Consider the following 16843-nt stretch of genomic DNA (forward strand, 5'->3'; position numbering starts at 1 on the left):
GCCGCTGCTGGGGGCATAGATACGCACAGTCTCCTGCACCTGACGGGTGCGCTTGAGGGCGGCAATCTGATCTGCCGGCACCTGCAGGGACTTGAGCTTGCCCTCGGCGGCGCGCAGCAGCAGCGGGTTGGCTGTGTTGAGGGCGAGCAGGTACTCGTGCTGGGCATTGACCAGATCCGGGGCGTAGAGCTCGTAAATCAGGCTTCCCTTGCTCACCTGCTGCCCCTCGCTCTTGATAGCGAGGGTGCGGATCCAGCCTGCCATGCGGGCGTTGACCGCCTCCAGTCTATCCTCGTCATAGCCGACGTAGCCCACCGTCTCGATCTGCTGGTGGATGGGGAGCTTCTCCACCTTGGCCAGTCGCACCCCCAGGTTCTGCTGGATCTCGGGGCTGATAGTGACTGTGCCCGGCGAGCCACCCTGTTTTTCCTCATAGACGGGGATAAAGTCCATCCCCATGTTGTCCTTGGCGGGGCCATCACGCTTGTCGCGCGGATCCATGGGGTTGACCCAGTAGAGCGGCGTCTTCTCCTTGGCAGCGGGGCCAGCGGTGGTCTGTTTGGCGGCCCAGTAGCCGCCACCGGCGCCGAGGGCGAGCAGCAGGGCCGACATCAGGATGGTCTTGTTCATGACTGGCCTCCGGCGCGGGTCTGCATGCAGAAAGTGCAGGAGGATAAGGCGCCCGCGAAGGCAGCAACCTTGGACGGTGAAAAGTGGGCTGGTGACATAATACGTCTTCTCTTTTGCAGGCCGCCGGTCGGGTGAGGTGCAAGGCATCACCCAAGGGGCTGGCGGCAAACGGGGCGCAGCTGTATCAGTGCGCACGGCTCCCTGTGAGCGGACCGGTTTGGCCGGGGCACAGGGTCAGGCAAGGCGGCAGGAAACGGGCAAGTTAAAGCTTGCCTGTGCCGCAAGAGAAGGACTTTCTAGTGGCGTAACACCGACAGCATCAGATGTCGGCGCGGCCAGGAGGGAGGGTGAGTACCGCGCGAGCGCAGGAAGGGATCCCGCAACCAGTTATCAAGCAGTGACGCTGCGACGTTGTTGCCAAGTAGCAAGGGAAAGAGCAGCAGAACGACCAGTACCCCAAGCAGTGTCATCGCGCTGAAGGAGGGGGCATTGATGCCTGTCTGCATCTGGCACTCATCGCCCATGGCTGACCCCTCGTCTCCCTGATGGCAGGAGAGAGGCATGACATCGCCCGGGTGATCCATCGCGGGCATTGCATGAGAGATATCGCCATCCGCCATCACCATGGATGAATCGAACATCACCATCGACTGGGCGCTGCTTGGGGTCGGCTCGGAGGAGAGGGGAGAACCATGCCAGCTGATGCAGAGGGTCAGATTGCAGACGAGCAGCAGCGCCAGCAATAGCCGGGCCATAGCAACGCAGGGCAATCTTGCAGCAAGCTGGGTGAGTGACAATCCGGGCATCCTTCGGGAGCAGATGGCTGGACTGTAAACCTTGCCACGAGGTGAAGGTCAATGGCGCCGGTGATGTAATAGAGGTGCTGTGTTGGGGGGGATATTTAAGCAATGCTTAACCATTGCGTATGCTCAACCCTAATGAAGCATGCCCCTCATCCCGTTAGGATGCCCCTGTCAGTTACCACGATGGCGTGATAGTTCACTCTTGTGCTCCGGCATAAATGATTGCGGCAGGAGTGCTTGCCGACCTTATCCATCCCGTGACGCCATGAGCGAGCAGTATAAAGCCGCAGGTCTCCCGGATGCTGACAATCAAAGAGTCAAACCGTGTTTTTGAGCAGCACACCTTGCCGGGTGCTCACCATGTTCACTATTCAGGAGTATTGAAATGCAGCCACGACTGCTGTCGCTGATGCTTGCCGCTTTGCTGAGTCCATCAGCCATGGCTGGCGGCCTTGCCCTCTACGAGACCAGCACTGCCAACAGTGCGCTGGCCAACGCAGGGTCTGCCGCCCGTGCCCAAGGGGCAGATACTATCGCAAGCAACCCGGCCGGTATGACCAAACTGGAAGGTACCCAGTTGCAGGTCAATGGCGGTGTGGTATACGGCGACCTTGAGCTGGATCTGGACAGCGGCGTTAACAACGGTGGAAATGCCCTGCAGACCGCGTCGCTCGGCAGCCTCTATCTGACTCATGCCATCGACGATCAATGGGTCGCAGGTATCGGCGTCTTTGGCAGTCACGGTCTGGGTATCGATTATGGCGATGGCTGGGATGGTCGTGGTTATACCCAGTCGGCCAAGCTGACCGGCATCGCCTTTGCTCCGAGTCTGGCGTACCGCATTGACTCAAATTGGTCGGTGGGAGCCAGCCTGATCGCCATGAATGGTTCGCTGGAAGCCTCTGTGGATCTGACGTCCGGGATGCGGGAAGGGCGGGAATTCTCCAACAGTGACTGGGCGTATGGCGCCTCCTTCGGGGTACTTTACGAGCTGGATCAGCACTCCCGTATCGGCCTGAGCTACTTCTCCGAACTGAAGTGGGAGCTGGAAGATCAGCTCTTCCCACGTGCTGATGTGGCAGGTCTAGGGGTCGAGATCATGATTCCGCAGACCATTACGCTAAGTGGCTATCACCAGCTCAACGACCAGTGGGCCTTGCTGGCCAGTGCCAACTGGCAGCAGTGGTCCCGTTTTGGCGATATCGGTGTGGCATCTGCCATGGGCAGCCAAACCATTGATATGAATTACAAGGATACATGGCATGCCAGCCTGGGGGCACAGGTTGATGTCACCCCTGCACTGCGTTTGAGCAGCGGAATAGGCTATGACAGTAGTGCAGTGAGTGATGAGTACCGTACTGTGATGCTTCCAGTGGGTTCTGGTTGGCGCTGGGGTATGGGGGCCAGTTATCAGTTGAGCCCAGCCACCAAGGTGGAAGCCAGCTATACCCTGGCCTGGCTGGGTGATATGCCAGTGGATCAGGACGGGATCGGTCGCCCGCACTTGTCCGGCAGCTACAACAACAGCTACCTGAACTTCTTCAACATCGGTGTGCAACACCAGTTCTGAGTTGTGAGCCTTGCAAGCCTTCACTGGTTGGGGGCTTCTCCATCCTAGCCGTCGCGCCGATCCGGCGCGTTATTAGCTAGGTGGCTCGTGAGGTCCACTTGTTTGCTCATCCGTTACTCAAGGAACAACATCAAATGTCATCACAATCAACCTCTGCGTTAGCGCGGTGGCTTTGGCGCCTGACGTTTATATTGGTCACGGTTGCTCTGGTTGTCTTCTTCTCGAAAGGTGCCCACATCTATCCAATTGAGGCGACCAAGTTCAACCATGCTTTGCCAGCCATCATGGTACTGCTTGATTCCGAGATCTTTATGGGGGTGATTACTGTGATCACTCTCTATGTGGTCCTCTATCTGGTCTATCTGCTGTGGCAACTGCATGAGATCGCTGTGCATCGTGCCAAGGTGTCCGAGTCGGTGCATATCACCCTGGTGTTTGCGCTCTCCTTGTGCGGACTGTTTATCGACAAGACCTGGTGGGTGCTTGCCGTCATCATCGCTTTTGCCCGTTGGGATGTGCTGAGCGAGCGGATGAGCCTTATTATCGGCCATGGTATTCGACGTGGTCGTCATGAGGAGGAGGCATCATGAAAGAGATCCTGCTGCCCTATATCCTGATCGTGTGGTTGCTGGTCAAGCTGAACATATTGCCTTGGAACCTAAAAACGGGTTTTTGGAGTACCGCAATTGGCGCGTTATTGGCGCTTGGTTTGTTGACTACCTCTCGCCATTTGGCTCCGGTAGATTTTACCGATTCGGCGACGGTCAAGGCACCTCATGCGGTGTTGGGACCCTTACTAGGCATCAACCAGTTTCATCAGATAGATCAGATTTATGTTGCGCATAATCAGCGCGTTGCGCGTGGTCAGCCCATTTATAGTCTTGCGGACTGGGAGAGTAACGGTAAGTCTCGGGCGTTGAGCTATCAGATTGACGCCCAGCATGCCTAGGTGGCGTCAGAGGTAAGCCAGCAGCGAGCGATCCAGTCACGACTGAACCTCAATCACAAGGAATTGGCTCGGCTGACCCAGTTGGGTAACTTTGCCAGTATTCAGAGCCGTGACCAGCTGCAGACCCAAATTGATGGCGATCTGGCGCAACTGAGTGCCAGTGAAGCGAAGGTTCAGGCGATTGAAGCTCAGGTGTTGAATCTAGAGACAGAGCTGGCCTTGCAGGAGCGACGGAATGAAGAGAAGGTGATCAGGGCTCCGTTTGATGGTCAGGTCTCGATAGTCAATATTGCCAGCGGTTCCCGTACCGGCAACATGCACCTATACGACACTTCTCGCAAGTTTCTGGAGTTTCGCATTCCGGATCAGAGTTTTCGCAACATAGCACCAGGCCAGTTTGCCGAGTTTTATGTAGATGCCTATCCCGGGCGCATCTTTCGGGCACGGGTGCACTCAGTACTTACTGGTACGGGGGAGGCCCAGATGAGTGTTGCGCAGGGGGATCAGGATGTACGGCAGCATGTGGGCAACAACATGTCGAGCCATGGCCGGACAGTGGTACTCGACATGCTGGTGCCGGACGGTGTGGACCTGCCAATTGGGGCAACCGGCTCAGCCTGGATTTCGGCACATAAACCCCATCCGCTGCTTGGCTTTATCGACATCATCGGTGCGGCTACCGTGCGTCTCAAGGCGATGAAGGCCTATCTGTTTGCGATGTAACGGACTGACATAAAAAAGCCCCTCCGTGAGGGAGGGGCTTGGTGAGCTTTACCGGAATAGTCAGGCCCTTTTTTCCGATCCTCTCATGATGAGGCGGAAGAAAAGCGGGATAAAGAAGATGGCGATAAAGGTGGCCGCCAGCATGCCGCCGATGACCGGCCAGCCGAGGGCGTGACGGCTTGCCGCACCGGCCCCGCTGGAGGTGACCAACGGCACACAGCCGAGGATGAAGGCGAGCGAGGTCATCACGATGGGACGGAAACGCAGGCGCGCCGCCTCCAGTGCCGACTCGATGAGGCTCATCCCCTCTTCGTGCTTCATCACCGCGAACTCCACGATCAGGATGGCGTTCTTGGCGGCAAGGCCGACCAGGGTCACCAGCCCGATCTGGAAGTAGACGTTGTTGGTCAGCCCCACCAGCCAGGTGGCGAGCAGGGCACCGAACAGGGCGAACGGTACGGCGGTGATCACCGCAAACGGCAGGCTCCAGCGTTCATACTGGGCGGCCAGAATGAGGAAGATCATCACGATACCGAAACCAAAGGCCATACCAGCGCTGCCTGCGGCCGCTTTCTCCTGATAGGCGGAGCCGGTCCACTCCAGCTTGGCGTCGTTGCCAAGAGCCTCATTGGCGACCTCTTCCAGCGCGGCGATGGCTTGACCCGAGCTGTAGCCGGGTGCCGGCTGTGCCATGATCTTGGCGGCCTGGAAGATGTTGAAGCGTTCGACCAGTTCGGGGCCGGTGGCATCACGCACCGTCACCAGACTGCTGAGCGGGATCATCTCCCCTTTGTCGGAGCGGACATAGACGTTGCGGATGTCGCTCTTCTTGGCGCGATAGTCTGCCTCGGACTGCAACTGCACCCGGTAGGTACGGCCGAACTGGTTGAAGTCGTTGACATAGACCTGGCCGAAGGTGGCCTGCATGGTGTCAAACACCGCGTTGATGGGCAGCCCCAGCGCCTTGGCTTTTTCGCGATCCAGATCCAGATAGACCTGTGGCACGTTGGCGCGGTAGGTGCTGGTGACGCTGGCAAACTCCGGGCGCGCCTTGGCCGCTTCGAGGAAGCGCTGCACTTCGCCGGAGAAGGCCTGGGCGTTGCCGGTGCCACGGTTCTGCAGATAGGCCTCAAGGCCACCTGTGGTGGACATCCCCTGAATGGGAGGCGGGTTGAAGGAGGCGACAAAGCCATCCGCCAGCCCCATCAGGCTCAAGCCCTGGAAGGTCTTGGCCAGCGAGAAGGAGTCCTGTCCTGTCCCCTGACGCTCGCTCCAGTCCTTCAGGGTAATGAAGGTCATGCCGCTGTTGCTGATGATGGCATTGGAGAGAATGTCAAAGCCCGAGAAGGTGATCACATCCTTCACATGGGGGTTGGCCATGGCGATCTTGTCGAACTGATCCGCCACCGCCTGGGTCCGGCTCATCGCGGCGGCATCCGGCAGCATGACGGCGGAGATGAGGTAGCCCTGATCTTCGTTCGGTACCAGTTCGCCCGGCACTTTCAGGAAGAGGCCGTAGATGGAGAGGATCAGTACGGCGATGATGGCAAAGGCGACCCCCACCCGACGGTTGAGGAAGGCTACACCCCGCACATAGCCGCGGGTCAGCTGGTCAAATTTATCGTTGAACCAGACGAAGAAGCGGGCCGGTTTGTGGTGTCCCTCTTTCAGCAATACGGCGCACAAGGCCGGAGAGAGAGTCAGTGCCACCAGACCGGAGATGGCGACCGAGACCGCGACCGTGATGGCAAACTGTTTGTACATCACCCCGGTCATGCCGCCCATAAAGGCGACCGGCAGGAACACGGCGCAGAGCACCAGCACGATGGCGACCACCGGACCGGAGACCTCCTGCATGGCGAGGATGGCAGCCTCTTTGGCGGAGCACTTCTTCTCGCTCATGATCCGCTCGACGTTCTCGAGCACCACGATGGCGTCATCTACCACGATACCGATGGCGAGCACCATGCCGAACAGGGTCAGCAGGTTGATGGAGAAACCGAGCACCAGCATGCCGGCGAAGGTCCCGATGAGCGACACCGGCACCGCGATACAGGGGATCAGGGTGGCGCGGAAGTTCTGCAGGAACAGATAGACCACCACGAACACCAGTACGATCGCCTCGAACAGGGTGTGTACCACCTCTTCGATGGAGATCTTCACGAACTCGGTGGTGTCATAGGGGATATGGTACTCGATATCCTGCGGGAAGCGCTCCTTGAGTCGCTCCATGGTGGCGTGAACCGCATCGGCGACCGCGACGGCGTTGGCGCCCGGTTGCAGATAGGTAGCGATACCGATGGCCGGTTTGCCGTTGGCGCGGGCGACCAGATCATAATCCTTGCCCCCCAGCTCGACCCGGGCGACATCGCGGACCCGGATCTTGGAGCCATCGGGCATGGAGCGGACGATGATGTTCTGGAACTCTTTCACATCCTCAAGGCGCCCTTTGGTCTGCACCGTGTAGGTGAAGTCGATGGGGGCCGTGGTGGGTTGGGCACCGATCTTGCCTGCCGCGAACTGGGTGTTCTGCTCGCGAATGGCACCAATCACGTCGCTCGGGGTGAGCTCGAGCTGGGCCAGTCGATCCGGCCGCAGCCAGATACGCATCGCATAGTCGGTACCGCCAAACAAGGTGGTATCACCGATGCCGGGAATCCGCTTGAGCTCGTCGATGATGTTGAGCAGGGCGTAGTTCGACAGATAGGTGGTATCAAACGAGCCGTTCGGTGACTGGAGGGTGACCACCTGCAGGATGGAGGTCGATTTCTTCTTGACCGTTACCCCCTGCTTTTTCACCTCTTCCGGCAGCTGGGCCATGGCGGCCGAGACCCGGTTGTTGACGTTGATGGTGGCCTGATCCGGATCGGTGCCGATCTCGAAGTAGACGTTGAGGTTCATCTGGCCGTTGGAGGCCGACCCCGACTGCATGTAGATCATCCGCTCGACGCCGTTGATCTGCTGCTCCAGCGGCGCTGCCACGGTCTGGGAGATCACCTCCGGGGTTGCGCCCGGATAAAACGCCGTGACCGAGACCACCGGCGGGGTGATCTGGGGATATTGCTCGATGGGGAGCGCCCGCATCGCCGCCAACCCGCCCAGCACGATAATGATCGAAATCACGCTGGCGAAGATGGGGCGTTCTATGAAGAACTTGGAAAACATACGGGCTCCTTACTTGGCCGCAGACTGGCTGACCACCTTGCCGGTGATCGCCTTCATCTCGTCGGCAGAGACAGGTTTTACCACGGCGCCGGGGCGGGCCTTCATCAAGCCTTCGACGATATAGCGCTCACCAGCCTGCAGACCGCTCTCGATCAGCACGCCGGAGTCGACTGCCGTGCCCAGGGTAACCGGACGGGGCACTACTTTGTTGTCGGCATCGACCACCATCACCATGCGGTCAGCCTGGGACTGGACGATGGCGCGCGGCGGCACCACGATGGCGTTTTTGCGGGTGCCCAGATCGATGGTCATGCGGACAAACTGGCCCGGCAGCAGTACGCCGTCCTTGTTGTCGAAGATGGCACGGGCACGGATGGTGCCGGTCTGGGGATCGACCCGGTTGTCGGAGAAGTTGAGCTTGCCCGCCTCCGGATAGAGGGATCCATCGGCCAGACGAATATGGGTGCGCCAGGTGGTGGCATCCTTCGCTTCAATCACCCCTTTCTTTACCGAGTTTTCGAAGTTGAGGCGATCCTGCTCCGAGTAGGAGAAGTTGACGTAGAGCGGATCAAACTGGGTGATGGTAGTGAGCAGGCCGTTGTCGCCGCTGGTGGAGATAAGGCTCCCCTCGGACTGGGAGCTCTTGCTCGCCATGCCGTTGATGGGGGCGGTCACCTGGGTGTAGCTGAGGTTGAGCTCCGCCTCTTTCACCTTGGCCTGAGCGGCCTGATGGCTGGCGATGGCCGCTTCGTAGTTGGCGATGGTGTCGTCATAGTCCTTGCGACTCACCACCTGACGCTTGAAGAGGGGAATGATGCGATCCCGATCGGCACGGGCCTTGTTGAGACGGGCCTGCTCCTGAGCCAAAGTCCCTTTGGCCTGCTCCAGTGCCACCTTGTAGGGCTCCGGGTCAATCAGAAACAGCTCCTGACCGGCGGTAACCGGCTGGCCTTCCACATAAGTGCGCTTGAGCAGGATGCCACTGACCCGAGAGCGCACATCGATCTCCCGAAAACCGGCGGTCTCTCCCACCATCTCGGTGGTGAGCGGCACATCGGTCAGCTTGACCTCGGCGACCACCACAGGGACGGCGGGCATGGTCTGGGCCGTCTGGGTCGTCTCGCCGCCACAGGCACTCAGACCGCTGATCAGCGCCAGGGTCAGCAAGCTGCGTTTGTAAACCTCTCTTCCGGCATTGGGCACCTTCATCATCACACTCCTGTTGGATCGATTTCGGCTGCTGCGTTCAGCATGTTTCTCCATACACATCATTAACTTCATGATTAAAAAAACAACTTATTTATGATTGGAATGGGAGATGATAGGGCGGCAACCTTGAACACAACCTTCTCAAAGTGGCAATTAGGGTTGCCGATTGACGAAAAAAGTCTGACTTTTCCGATTTGGGCGGGGGGGCTTCGGGGATGTTCATCCCGGGCCAGGGCTCTTCGTAACCGTATCACGCCAGCCACTCCTTGCTGCAAAAAATAAGGTGCCATAAGGCACCTTGTCTGGATGGGTTTTTTACGCCCTTTTATCGCAGGCAACCGCGAGCCGCTTCACAGTTTACGAATTCGTCGCGACTCATCGGTTAATCTTGCGCCGCATCAGGCGAAGCAGGCCCAGATGGGGGCGTGGTCGGAGGGTTTCTCGATGCCGCGCAGCTCGTAGTCGATACCGGTCTCGGTCACGCTGTCCTTGAGGGCGTCGGAGGCCATGATGAGATCGATGCGCAGGCCGCGGTTCTCGTCAAAGCCCTTGGAGCGGTAGTCAAACCAGGAGAAACGTTCGCACTCGGTGGGATTGGCGGCGCGGAAGGTGTCGGTCAGGCCAAACCCTTTCAGGCGCTCCATCCATTCGCGCTCGATGGGCAGGAAGGAGCACTTGCCATCCCGCAGCCAGCGCTTGCGGTTTGCCTCGCCGATGCCGATGTCGAGATCGGTGGGGGAGATATTCATATCCCCGATCAGCACCAGCTGGTCGTCCGGGGTGTGGTTGGTCTCGAGGTAGTGCTGCAGATCCTCGTAGAACTTCTGCTTGGCCGGGAACTTGGTCTCGTGATCCTGACTTTCACCCTGCGGGAAGTAGCCGTTCATCACCTTGATGAGAGAGCCGTCTTCGCGCTCGAAGGTGGCCATGATCATCCTGCGCTGGGCCTCTTCATCGTCGGTGGGGAAGCCTTTCTCCACCTTGACCGGCTTCTGCTTGCTCATGATGGCGACCCCGTAGTGGGCCTTCTGGCCATGAAACTCCACGTGATAGCCCATGGCCTCCACATCGGCCAGCGGGAAGGCTTCATCGTGCACCTTGATCTCCTGCAGGCCGATCACATCGGGCTGGTGCTTGTCGATGATGGCTTGCAGCTGGTGCAGACGGGCGCGCAGGCCGTTGATATTGAAAGAGATGATCTTCATGTCCGGGATGCTCATGTCATTTTTATAAGTGGCTATTGGACTAGGAATCGGCGGTGGATGCAAGTTCGGGGGCTGTGACCGGTGCAACTGCTTGGTAACCTGTTCACGATCCGTCGCGAGAGGCTGTCAGCAAGGTGAAGCGCAGCGCAGGAACCGGATTGTATATGTATACATGAGGATTCCGAGCAGCACATGAGCCTTGATCACAGCCTCGCAGTAGGATCGTGGACAGGTTTTCAGCGGGTCATCTTCTTGACGAATACCACCACAAACAGCGCCAGCGTAAAGCTGCCGGTGAAGGCTTCGAAGGCGGCGAAGATCCTGGAGAGGCCGACCGGAGTGAAGTCGCCGTACCCCAATGTGGTGAAGGTGACCACGCTGTAGTAGAGGCATTCGAGCAGGAAGATGGCATTTTGCTCGAGCGGGGCACCGGGTTGGTAGATGAGGTGCTCGCCCTGAAAATGCAGTCCGCAGAAGAAGTAAAAAATGCTGCAGATAAAGATGAGCAGCAACGAGAAGAGCACCACCCGCATCGGGGCCTCGCCATAGCCGCAGAAGAGATCGACCACCCAGGAGGTAAAACGCTGGGTCGACCAGAACGGCAGTTGCAGGCGGCGCATGGTGAGCTCCTGCTGGATATAGTTGCCGGACATGGTGAAGATCCCCTGTGCCTCGGAGGCTTTGCGCAGATCCCGGTAGGTCTCTTCTGCCTCCTTGAACCAGATGCGCGCCTGTTTGGGATCCCGTTCGCGCCGCCCCTTGCGATCCTGCATCACCCGTTTGCCGGTCTGCATGTTGTCGAGTCGGGTGTTGTGCCAGCGGATGCCGAGCAGGTTGACGTCATCGAGGGTAGCGCACTGGAGGTTGGCATCACTGAGATCGGCCTTCATCAGGCTGCCGCCCTTCATGCGCAGGCCGTAGAGGTGACCACCGCGCAGGTTGGCGCGATAGAGGTTGCACTGCTCCAGCAAAAATCCCTGATCGGACTCCTTGTTGACCAGATTGAGGCCCGCCAGATTGGCCCGTGACAGCTGCAGGCCGTGGCAGAGTCCGCCAGCGCGAACGTACTGTTCAAGCGCCTCGGCGCTGCGGGCTTCCTGATGGGTATGGTGGGGATCATGCCAGTGGCAGAGATCGTGCTCGCCAGCCTCTTCACTGCAGTGGCGGCCATCGGCCACCAGATAACGACACATCGCCATCTTCGTTTCCCTCGCATTGCCGAACTGGTTTCAGCATAGGCGGGGAAAAGGGGGCGCGGCGGCGTCTTAGCTGAACTGGTTGAACTCCTGACGCAGCTTGCGAAAACGCTCCTGCTGGGCCGGGTTGAGGGGGATGCCGTCGAGCACGTCCAGGGTGTCTTTGCACTCGGCACCAAATTCCGGACTCTTGCGTTTTTTCTGCATCAGTTGCAGCAGCACCTGGATCTTGTTGAGAGCCGCACCGGTATTGGCGGGAGCGCGGCGCAGGGCCTCGCGAAAATGACCGAGGGCCTGCTCCAGCTCGCCGCTCTGATAGGCCTTGATCCCCAGATCGTTGAGCTGCTGGTAGCGCTGACGCCGCTCCAGCACCGTCTTGTCATCGCGGGTTGCCTGAATGCAGGTGGTGAGCAGCCGATCTTCGTCCTCCGCCAGCAGCCCTTGCAGGCTTTCGGCATATTCAAACTCGCCGAGCTGGTAGAGGGCAAGGATGGTTTCGCCAAGCAGGGCGGGGGGCATGGTGGCCGGTTCATCGAGCCAGTTCTGATTGGCGCGATAGAGCATCTTCTTGCCCTTGAGCAGCTCCCCCAGCGCAATCTGCACCCGGGCCTGACAGATCTGCTCGAACACCGGGTAGTTGAACTCCGACATCATCAGCGAATCGCGGATGCGCGACAGGGCAGAATTGACCTGCTTTTGCAGGTTGGCGATGTGGTAGCTGTCGTTGCTATTGAGGGCGTAGAGGGTCAGGGTCTGGATATAGGCCCCCAGATAATGGGGCGTGCGGTGAATGGAGTTGCGCGACAGGTCGATCAGCGACATCAGCACATCCTTGGCCTGGGCGTAGTCGTGACGCTGCAGGCACACCTCCGCCAGCCGACGGGAGAGTTGCACCGACTGGGGGGAGATATCCACCGCCCGTCTGAGCTCCTGCTGCGCCTGCTCGTCATTGCCAAGGGCCAGCAGGGATTCTGCCAGCCAGAGGTGAGCCTCCACCATCAGCGGGGTATTTTTGAGGGTCGCCTGGAGATGGCTAACCGCCTCTTCGTGGAGCCCCAGGGTGTTGCACGCCTTGCCCAGCGTCAGGCGGGCCCAGCTGTTCTCCTGCCCGGCCAGCAGCTGGCGCATCAGGGCGCGTGCCTCCTGCGCCTGACCCAGCTTGAGGTGGGTATCGGCCTGCAGGCAGCGGCAGTAGTTGGCAAAACGGGGCACCGCATCGGCCCGCTCGGCACAGGCGGTAATGAGGGCTGCCAGATTGTCATCGGCCAGCGCGGTAAAGACGCTGGCCAGCGCGTTGCGCCGGGCGAGGGCACGCTTCAAGCGAAACGAGAACTGCTCCTGAGAGAAGGGCTTCATCAGGTATTCGTCGGGCTCGGCTTCCAGCGCGCTCAGTACCATGGCGCGGGAGCTGTCGCCACTCACCATGATCACCACGCTCTGGGGCGGGATCAGGTCTTTGTCGCGCAGGCTTTCGAGCAACTGACGACCATTTTCACCAACCCCCAGATCGTAATCGATGAGATAGATGTCGAAACTGCCCTTCTGGCAGCGGCGCCGCGCATCCTCGGCGGTATTGGAGTAGGTGATGTTGCTGATACCCAGATTGAGCAGCATCGCCTTCATCATCACCTGAAACGAGCGCTGCTCATTGACCATCAGAATGCGTTGTGGCTTGGCTGGGCTCTTTTTTTCTGGCTCTTGTTCAGGTGTCTGCATCTGTCTGGGTCGAGGCGCTGCGGGCTGATGAGGGAAAGTGTGCCACCAAAGCGCCCGAAGAGGCAATTGGCCAAGTTGTCGATTGCGAACCATCTCCGTTTGTCCGCCTTTTGCCCGCGATGAGTGAAAGAAAAAGGCCCTGTTGCCAGGGCCTTGAACTCAATGTTTTTTCTCTGCCAGATAGGGAGCAAATTGCGGCGTGTACTCGGCCTTGAACCCCTGTTCGGTCTTGATGATGAGATAGACCGCCAGCTGGTGCTGTTTGGCAAATGCCATCCCCGCTTCGGGCCCCATCACCATCAGCGCGGTATCGAGGGCATCGGCCTCCAGTGCGGTCGGGGTGATCACGCTGGCGGAGACCAGCTTGTGGGTGACCGGCTGGCCGGTGGCGGGGTCGATGATATGGGAGTAACGCTGGCCATCCAGCTCGTAGTAGTTGCGATAGCTGCCTGCAGTGCTGAGCGCCATGCCGTTGGGGATGACGATATCGGAAAACGCTCCCGGCTGATCGGAGGGTTCGACGATGGCCACTTTCCATGGCGAGCCCTTGCTGTTGTTGCCCTTGCTGCGCACCGCACCGGCCACTTCGATCAGGTAGTTGTGTACCCCCTTGCCCTCGAGCAGGGCGGCGATTTCATCCGATGCCGCCCCCTCGCCAAGGGTGGAGAGGTCGAGATAGAGATCCGGGATCGTTTTTTCGAGCAGGAAGTGATCCCCCTGCGGGGTCAGGCTCAGCTTGTCGATCCCTACCTTGTGGCGGGCGGCGGCGATGGCCGCCTCATCGGGCCGCTTGACCGGCCGTTTGTCCGGGCCAAAGCCCCACAGATTGACCAGAGGCCCCACGGTCACATCCAGCTTGCCGTCGGTCAGCTTACCGGCATCCATCCCCTGCTGGACTATGATGGCCATGGCGGGCGGGATGGCAAACGGGGTGTTGGCGGGCCCCTGATTGAAACGGGAGATGAGCGAGCCCGGATCGTAGGTGGAGATCTCCTTGTTCATCCGGGCCAGCAGGCTCTCTACGTCGCTTTTGAGGGAGGGCTCCCCGCCGGGGTAGCTATCGCTCAGGGTCACCACATAGTAGGTGCCCATGGTCTTGCCCTGAATTCGGGTCTGGGCTGGCGGGGTTGGCTGGCAGCCGGCCAGCGCCAGCAGCAGGGTCAGCAGCAGGCCGCGCAGGGCCGCCACGGGGGTTATCGCAATCATCCGGCGCTCTCATCTGGAGAAGGTTCATATCGGGGCGCTAGCTTAGCCAAGGGGCGCCCGCCGGGCGAGCCCTGATAGGGGCAATCGGAGGGAAAAGGGCAGAAAAAATTAAACAGTTTTGAACCTGTGGCGGGAGCGGTTCGTATCGTCCATCCGTGAGGGAGAGAGTGGCGAGTAGAGCACCGTCTGGTGACCTGGCCCGCAGCTTTGGCCAAAAGCCATAGCCGATTGAAGACAATTGAGTAAAATGAAGGTCGATTTAGACGGCATCTTTGCGAAGCGTTCACCGCATCCGCCAAGTCGTTGCCATCCATTGCCAATCAAAGGAGAAGATGATGAAAAAGGCGATTACCCTGCTGTTTCTGAGTACCCTGGCTGCCCCCGTGCTGGCGGATGAGTGTGCACTGGTCATCGAAGGCAATGATGCCATGCAGTACAACCTCAAAGAGATGAGCGTGCCGGCCACCTGCAAGGAGGTGACGGTCACCCTGAACCATACCGGCAAGCTGCCCGTGACCGCCATGGGTCACAACTGGGTGCTGGCCAGCACCGCCGACTATCAGACCGTGGCGACTGCCGGGATGAGCGCCGGGGCCGAGAACGGCTATCTGCCCAAGGATGATCCCCGTGTACTGGCTCACACCAAGCTGATCGGCGGCGGCGAGAGCAGCAGCGTGACCTTCAAGACCGACGGTCTGGCGGGCAAGGATCTCACCTTCTTCTGCTCCTTCCCCGGCCACTTCGCCATGATGAAGGGCTCCTTCAAGGTCAACTAAGGTGTTGACCGGCACGAGCCGGTTGCCTCAATAGCAAAAGCCGGGATTTCCCGGCTTTTCTATTGAGCTATATATCTGACAGAATTGGCTGGCATCAGACGAGGTTTTTGTTCTAAAGACGCTGGAAGATACACGGAAATGCAATTAGTAAAATTGGTTCTCAGTTGTTGTTTACTCTTGGTGTGTACCATCGCTTTGGCAGCAGAACCTCCGGTAAAGAAAAGTCGTAGTGGTATATGTCATCCGAAAGGGGGGACTTATTACAACCGAACCAAGCATTATATCCCTTATGACACAATGCAAGCATGCCTCGACAGTGGAGGGCGGGCACCCAAACGTTAATCAAATTAGAGCCAGAGTGAAAACTCAGCCAAGTCATAGCATTTGACATTTTTGGTAGCGCATTTTTTCGCCTCGGATTTTAGCCATTCAAATGCAGCTTTTTTATGGCCTTGGCCTTCAATCAAAATGATGACATTTTGTTCAGGGGCTTTGTTTGCGCTTTGTAAAAAGAAAGGAAATTTACGGTCTACAGAGCCAGAAACTTGTTGCTGATGAGGCTCAATACGAGTTAACCCATCAATTGGATGGTTAATTACAAAAGCACTGATTGCTTTAAGCCCATAGAGATCCTCGTAAGGAACTCTGCATTTGAATGTTTTGGCATTAACTAATTTATTATCCTCAACATAACCAAATTCATTCAAAATCTCTCTAATTCTTTTCTGTAGTTGTTGATTACTTTTTTCTTCTTCAGTGGTGAGTTCTGGTGGTGTTTCGAATCCATCAAGTGTGTATTGCATAGGATCTCTCATCACAAAAGCCATGAGAGACCCATATTACTCCGAGATATATAACTTTCAATATTCTTGAGTGATTTTTAACCGCGGCAGATCCTATTTGAGAACATCCTGCAGGGTAAAGAAGGCGATGGCGGTCTTCTTCTGGCATTCGAAGTGAATGCTCTTTTCACCGGTCACCACCAGCGTCTCGTTGATGGCCACCTCTTTGCCCTGCACGGCCAGCTGGCCGCTCAGCAGGTGACAGAGGTAGGTCTTCTCTGGCTCGAGGGTAAGGGTCAGCGGAAAGGGGAGGTTCAGCACCCGCACGTTGGCGCTGATGCGATCCGGATGGTAGATAAGCCCCAGATCGGTCACCTCTTTTTTCAGCAACTCGCAGTGGGTCTCCTCATCGCCGCTAAAGTGCGCCGCCTCGAAGGTGGCGTAGGGGTGGCCGTTGAGCACAAAGCCTGCCCCGCTCACCGGCAGCAAAATGCGCTGATAGCCGGGAAAGGGGGAGAAGGGACCCGCGCTCTTGATGGGGGCCGAGCTCAGTCGATAGTCAAAGTCGAGTTTGGCAAGGCTGCTCCCCTTGGGGGAGATGAGGATCTGGCTGGTAGTGCCCTGCTGGTTTTTCCAGGGCATCTTCTGGTGGTCAGACTCTTTAATCAGGGTGATCACGGGCACTTCCTCACGATAAAAAAACGCAGGGAGCCGGGGACATCTGCCCCGGCTCCCTGATAGAGATTGGCGATGGTAAAGGCGATCAGCCCTGACCATCCAGTGCGGCCAGCCGTGCTTCCATGGCGGCGAGACGGCTCTTGAGCTCGTTTACTTCCTGCTCCAGCTCGCTCAGACGGTCGGCGGCAGGGGAGGCATAGGCTGCGGCAGGGGCAGCATCCATCATCGCCTGAAT

The 16843-nt window shown here is 58.4% G+C and carries 16 protein-coding genes and 1 pseudogene; 6 read left to right on the plus strand and 11 right to left on the minus strand.

The annotated features are described in order from the left end of the window. Both AB5Y92_RS02455 and AB5Y92_RS02460 read right to left on the minus strand, forming a co-directional pair. Positions 1–630, minus strand: a 630-nt coding sequence (locus AB5Y92_RS02455) for an efflux RND transporter periplasmic adaptor subunit (RefSeq protein ID WP_368225421.1), incomplete at its 3' end; no start/stop codon positions are given. 296 nt (positions 631–926) lie between these two features. Next, positions 927–1427, minus strand: coding sequence for a hypothetical protein (locus AB5Y92_RS02460; protein ID WP_368225423.1), 501 nt, complete (start codon positions 1425–1427; stop codon positions 927–929). A gap of 391 nt (positions 1428–1818) precedes the next feature. On the opposite strand from AB5Y92_RS02460, the gene AB5Y92_RS02465 reads away from it, so the two are divergent. The 4 genes from AB5Y92_RS02465 (at position 1819) to AB5Y92_RS02480 (ending at position 4675) form a co-directional block, all read left to right on the plus strand. After that, positions 1819–3003 carry an OmpP1/FadL family transporter gene (locus tag AB5Y92_RS02465; RefSeq protein ID WP_368225425.1) on the plus strand — a complete coding sequence of 395 codons (1185 nt, stop codon included), beginning with the start codon at positions 1819–1821 and terminating at the stop codon, positions 3001–3003. Positions 3004–3194: 191 nt separating this feature from the next. Then, positions 3195–3593: a hypothetical protein gene (locus tag AB5Y92_RS02470; protein WP_368225427.1), complete on the plus strand. Its 399-nt coding sequence runs from the start codon at positions 3195–3197 to the stop codon at positions 3591–3593. Further along, the gene (locus tag AB5Y92_RS02475) at positions 3590–3952 is read left to right on the plus strand and encodes a hypothetical protein (RefSeq protein ID WP_368225429.1); all 363 of its coding nucleotides are present in this window, start codon (positions 3590–3592) and stop codon (positions 3950–3952) included. Before AB5Y92_RS02470 ends, AB5Y92_RS02475 begins: the two co-directional genes overlap by 4 nt. Then, positions 3953–4675: an HlyD family secretion protein gene (locus AB5Y92_RS02480; protein WP_234898525.1), complete on the plus strand. Its 723-nt coding sequence runs from the start codon at positions 3953–3955 to the stop codon at positions 4673–4675. Positions 4676–4735: 60 nt separating this feature from the next. Here the strand turns inward: AB5Y92_RS02480 and AB5Y92_RS02485 are convergent, their stop codons facing one another. From AB5Y92_RS02485 to AB5Y92_RS02510, 6 genes are all read right to left on the minus strand, one after another. Continuing rightward, the gene (locus AB5Y92_RS02485; protein ID WP_368225430.1) at positions 4736–7840 is read right to left on the minus strand and encodes an efflux RND transporter permease subunit; all 3105 of its coding nucleotides are present in this window, start codon (positions 7838–7840) and stop codon (positions 4736–4738) included. A gap of 9 nt (positions 7841–7849) precedes the next feature. Beyond that, complete coding sequence (locus tag AB5Y92_RS02490) at positions 7850–9049, minus strand: efflux RND transporter periplasmic adaptor subunit (RefSeq protein WP_106842618.1); 1200 nt, start codon at positions 9047–9049, stop codon at positions 7850–7852. Positions 9050–9447: 398 nt separating this feature from the next. After that, positions 9448–10254: an exodeoxyribonuclease III gene (gene xthA, locus AB5Y92_RS02495; RefSeq protein WP_005353222.1), complete on the minus strand. Its 807-nt coding sequence runs from the start codon at positions 10252–10254 to the stop codon at positions 9448–9450. A gap of 236 nt (positions 10255–10490) precedes the next feature. After that, the gene (locus AB5Y92_RS02500; protein WP_069555464.1) at positions 10491–11453 is read right to left on the minus strand and encodes an ion channel; all 963 of its coding nucleotides are present in this window, start codon (positions 11451–11453) and stop codon (positions 10491–10493) included. A gap of 66 nt (positions 11454–11519) precedes the next feature. Then, entirely contained in the window at positions 11520–13166 is a 1647-nt protein-coding gene (locus tag AB5Y92_RS02505; protein ID WP_368225432.1) for a tetratricopeptide repeat protein, read from the minus strand. Between the two features lie 159 nt (positions 13167–13325). Then, entirely contained in the window at positions 13326–14372 is a 1047-nt protein-coding gene (locus tag AB5Y92_RS02510; protein ID WP_368225434.1) for an FAD:protein FMN transferase, read from the minus strand. 335 nt (positions 14373–14707) lie between these two features. On the opposite strand from AB5Y92_RS02510, the gene azu reads away from it, so the two are divergent. After that, entirely contained in the window at positions 14708–15148 is a 441-nt protein-coding gene (gene azu, locus AB5Y92_RS02515; RefSeq protein ID WP_005337768.1) for an azurin, read from the plus strand. Between the two features lie 138 nt (positions 15149–15286). Further along, a complete protein-coding gene (locus AB5Y92_RS02520; RefSeq protein WP_083249997.1) occupies positions 15287–15490 on the plus strand; it encodes a hypothetical protein in 204 nt (67 codons plus the stop codon). 5 nt (positions 15491–15495) lie between these two features. Here the strand turns inward: AB5Y92_RS02520 and AB5Y92_RS02525 are convergent, their stop codons facing one another. The 3 genes and pseudogenes from AB5Y92_RS02525 to AB5Y92_RS02535 form a co-directional block, all read right to left on the minus strand. Continuing rightward, positions 15496–15951: a PD-(D/E)XK nuclease superfamily protein gene (locus AB5Y92_RS02525; protein WP_069529010.1), complete on the minus strand. Its 456-nt coding sequence runs from the start codon at positions 15949–15951 to the stop codon at positions 15496–15498. Between the two features lie 93 nt (positions 15952–16044). Continuing rightward, positions 16045–16608 (minus strand): HutD family protein, encoded by a 564-nt coding sequence (locus AB5Y92_RS02530; protein WP_368225436.1) that lies wholly within the window; start codon positions 16606–16608, stop codon positions 16045–16047. A gap of 85 nt (positions 16609–16693) precedes the next feature. Then, positions 16694–16843: pseudogene (locus AB5Y92_RS02535) on the minus strand (DUF480 domain-containing protein); the annotation flags it as partial.

It is taken from the genome of Aeromonas sp. R1-1 (assembly GCF_040908495.1).
GTDB lineage: Bacteria > Pseudomonadota > Gammaproteobacteria > Enterobacterales > Aeromonadaceae > Aeromonas > Aeromonas veronii.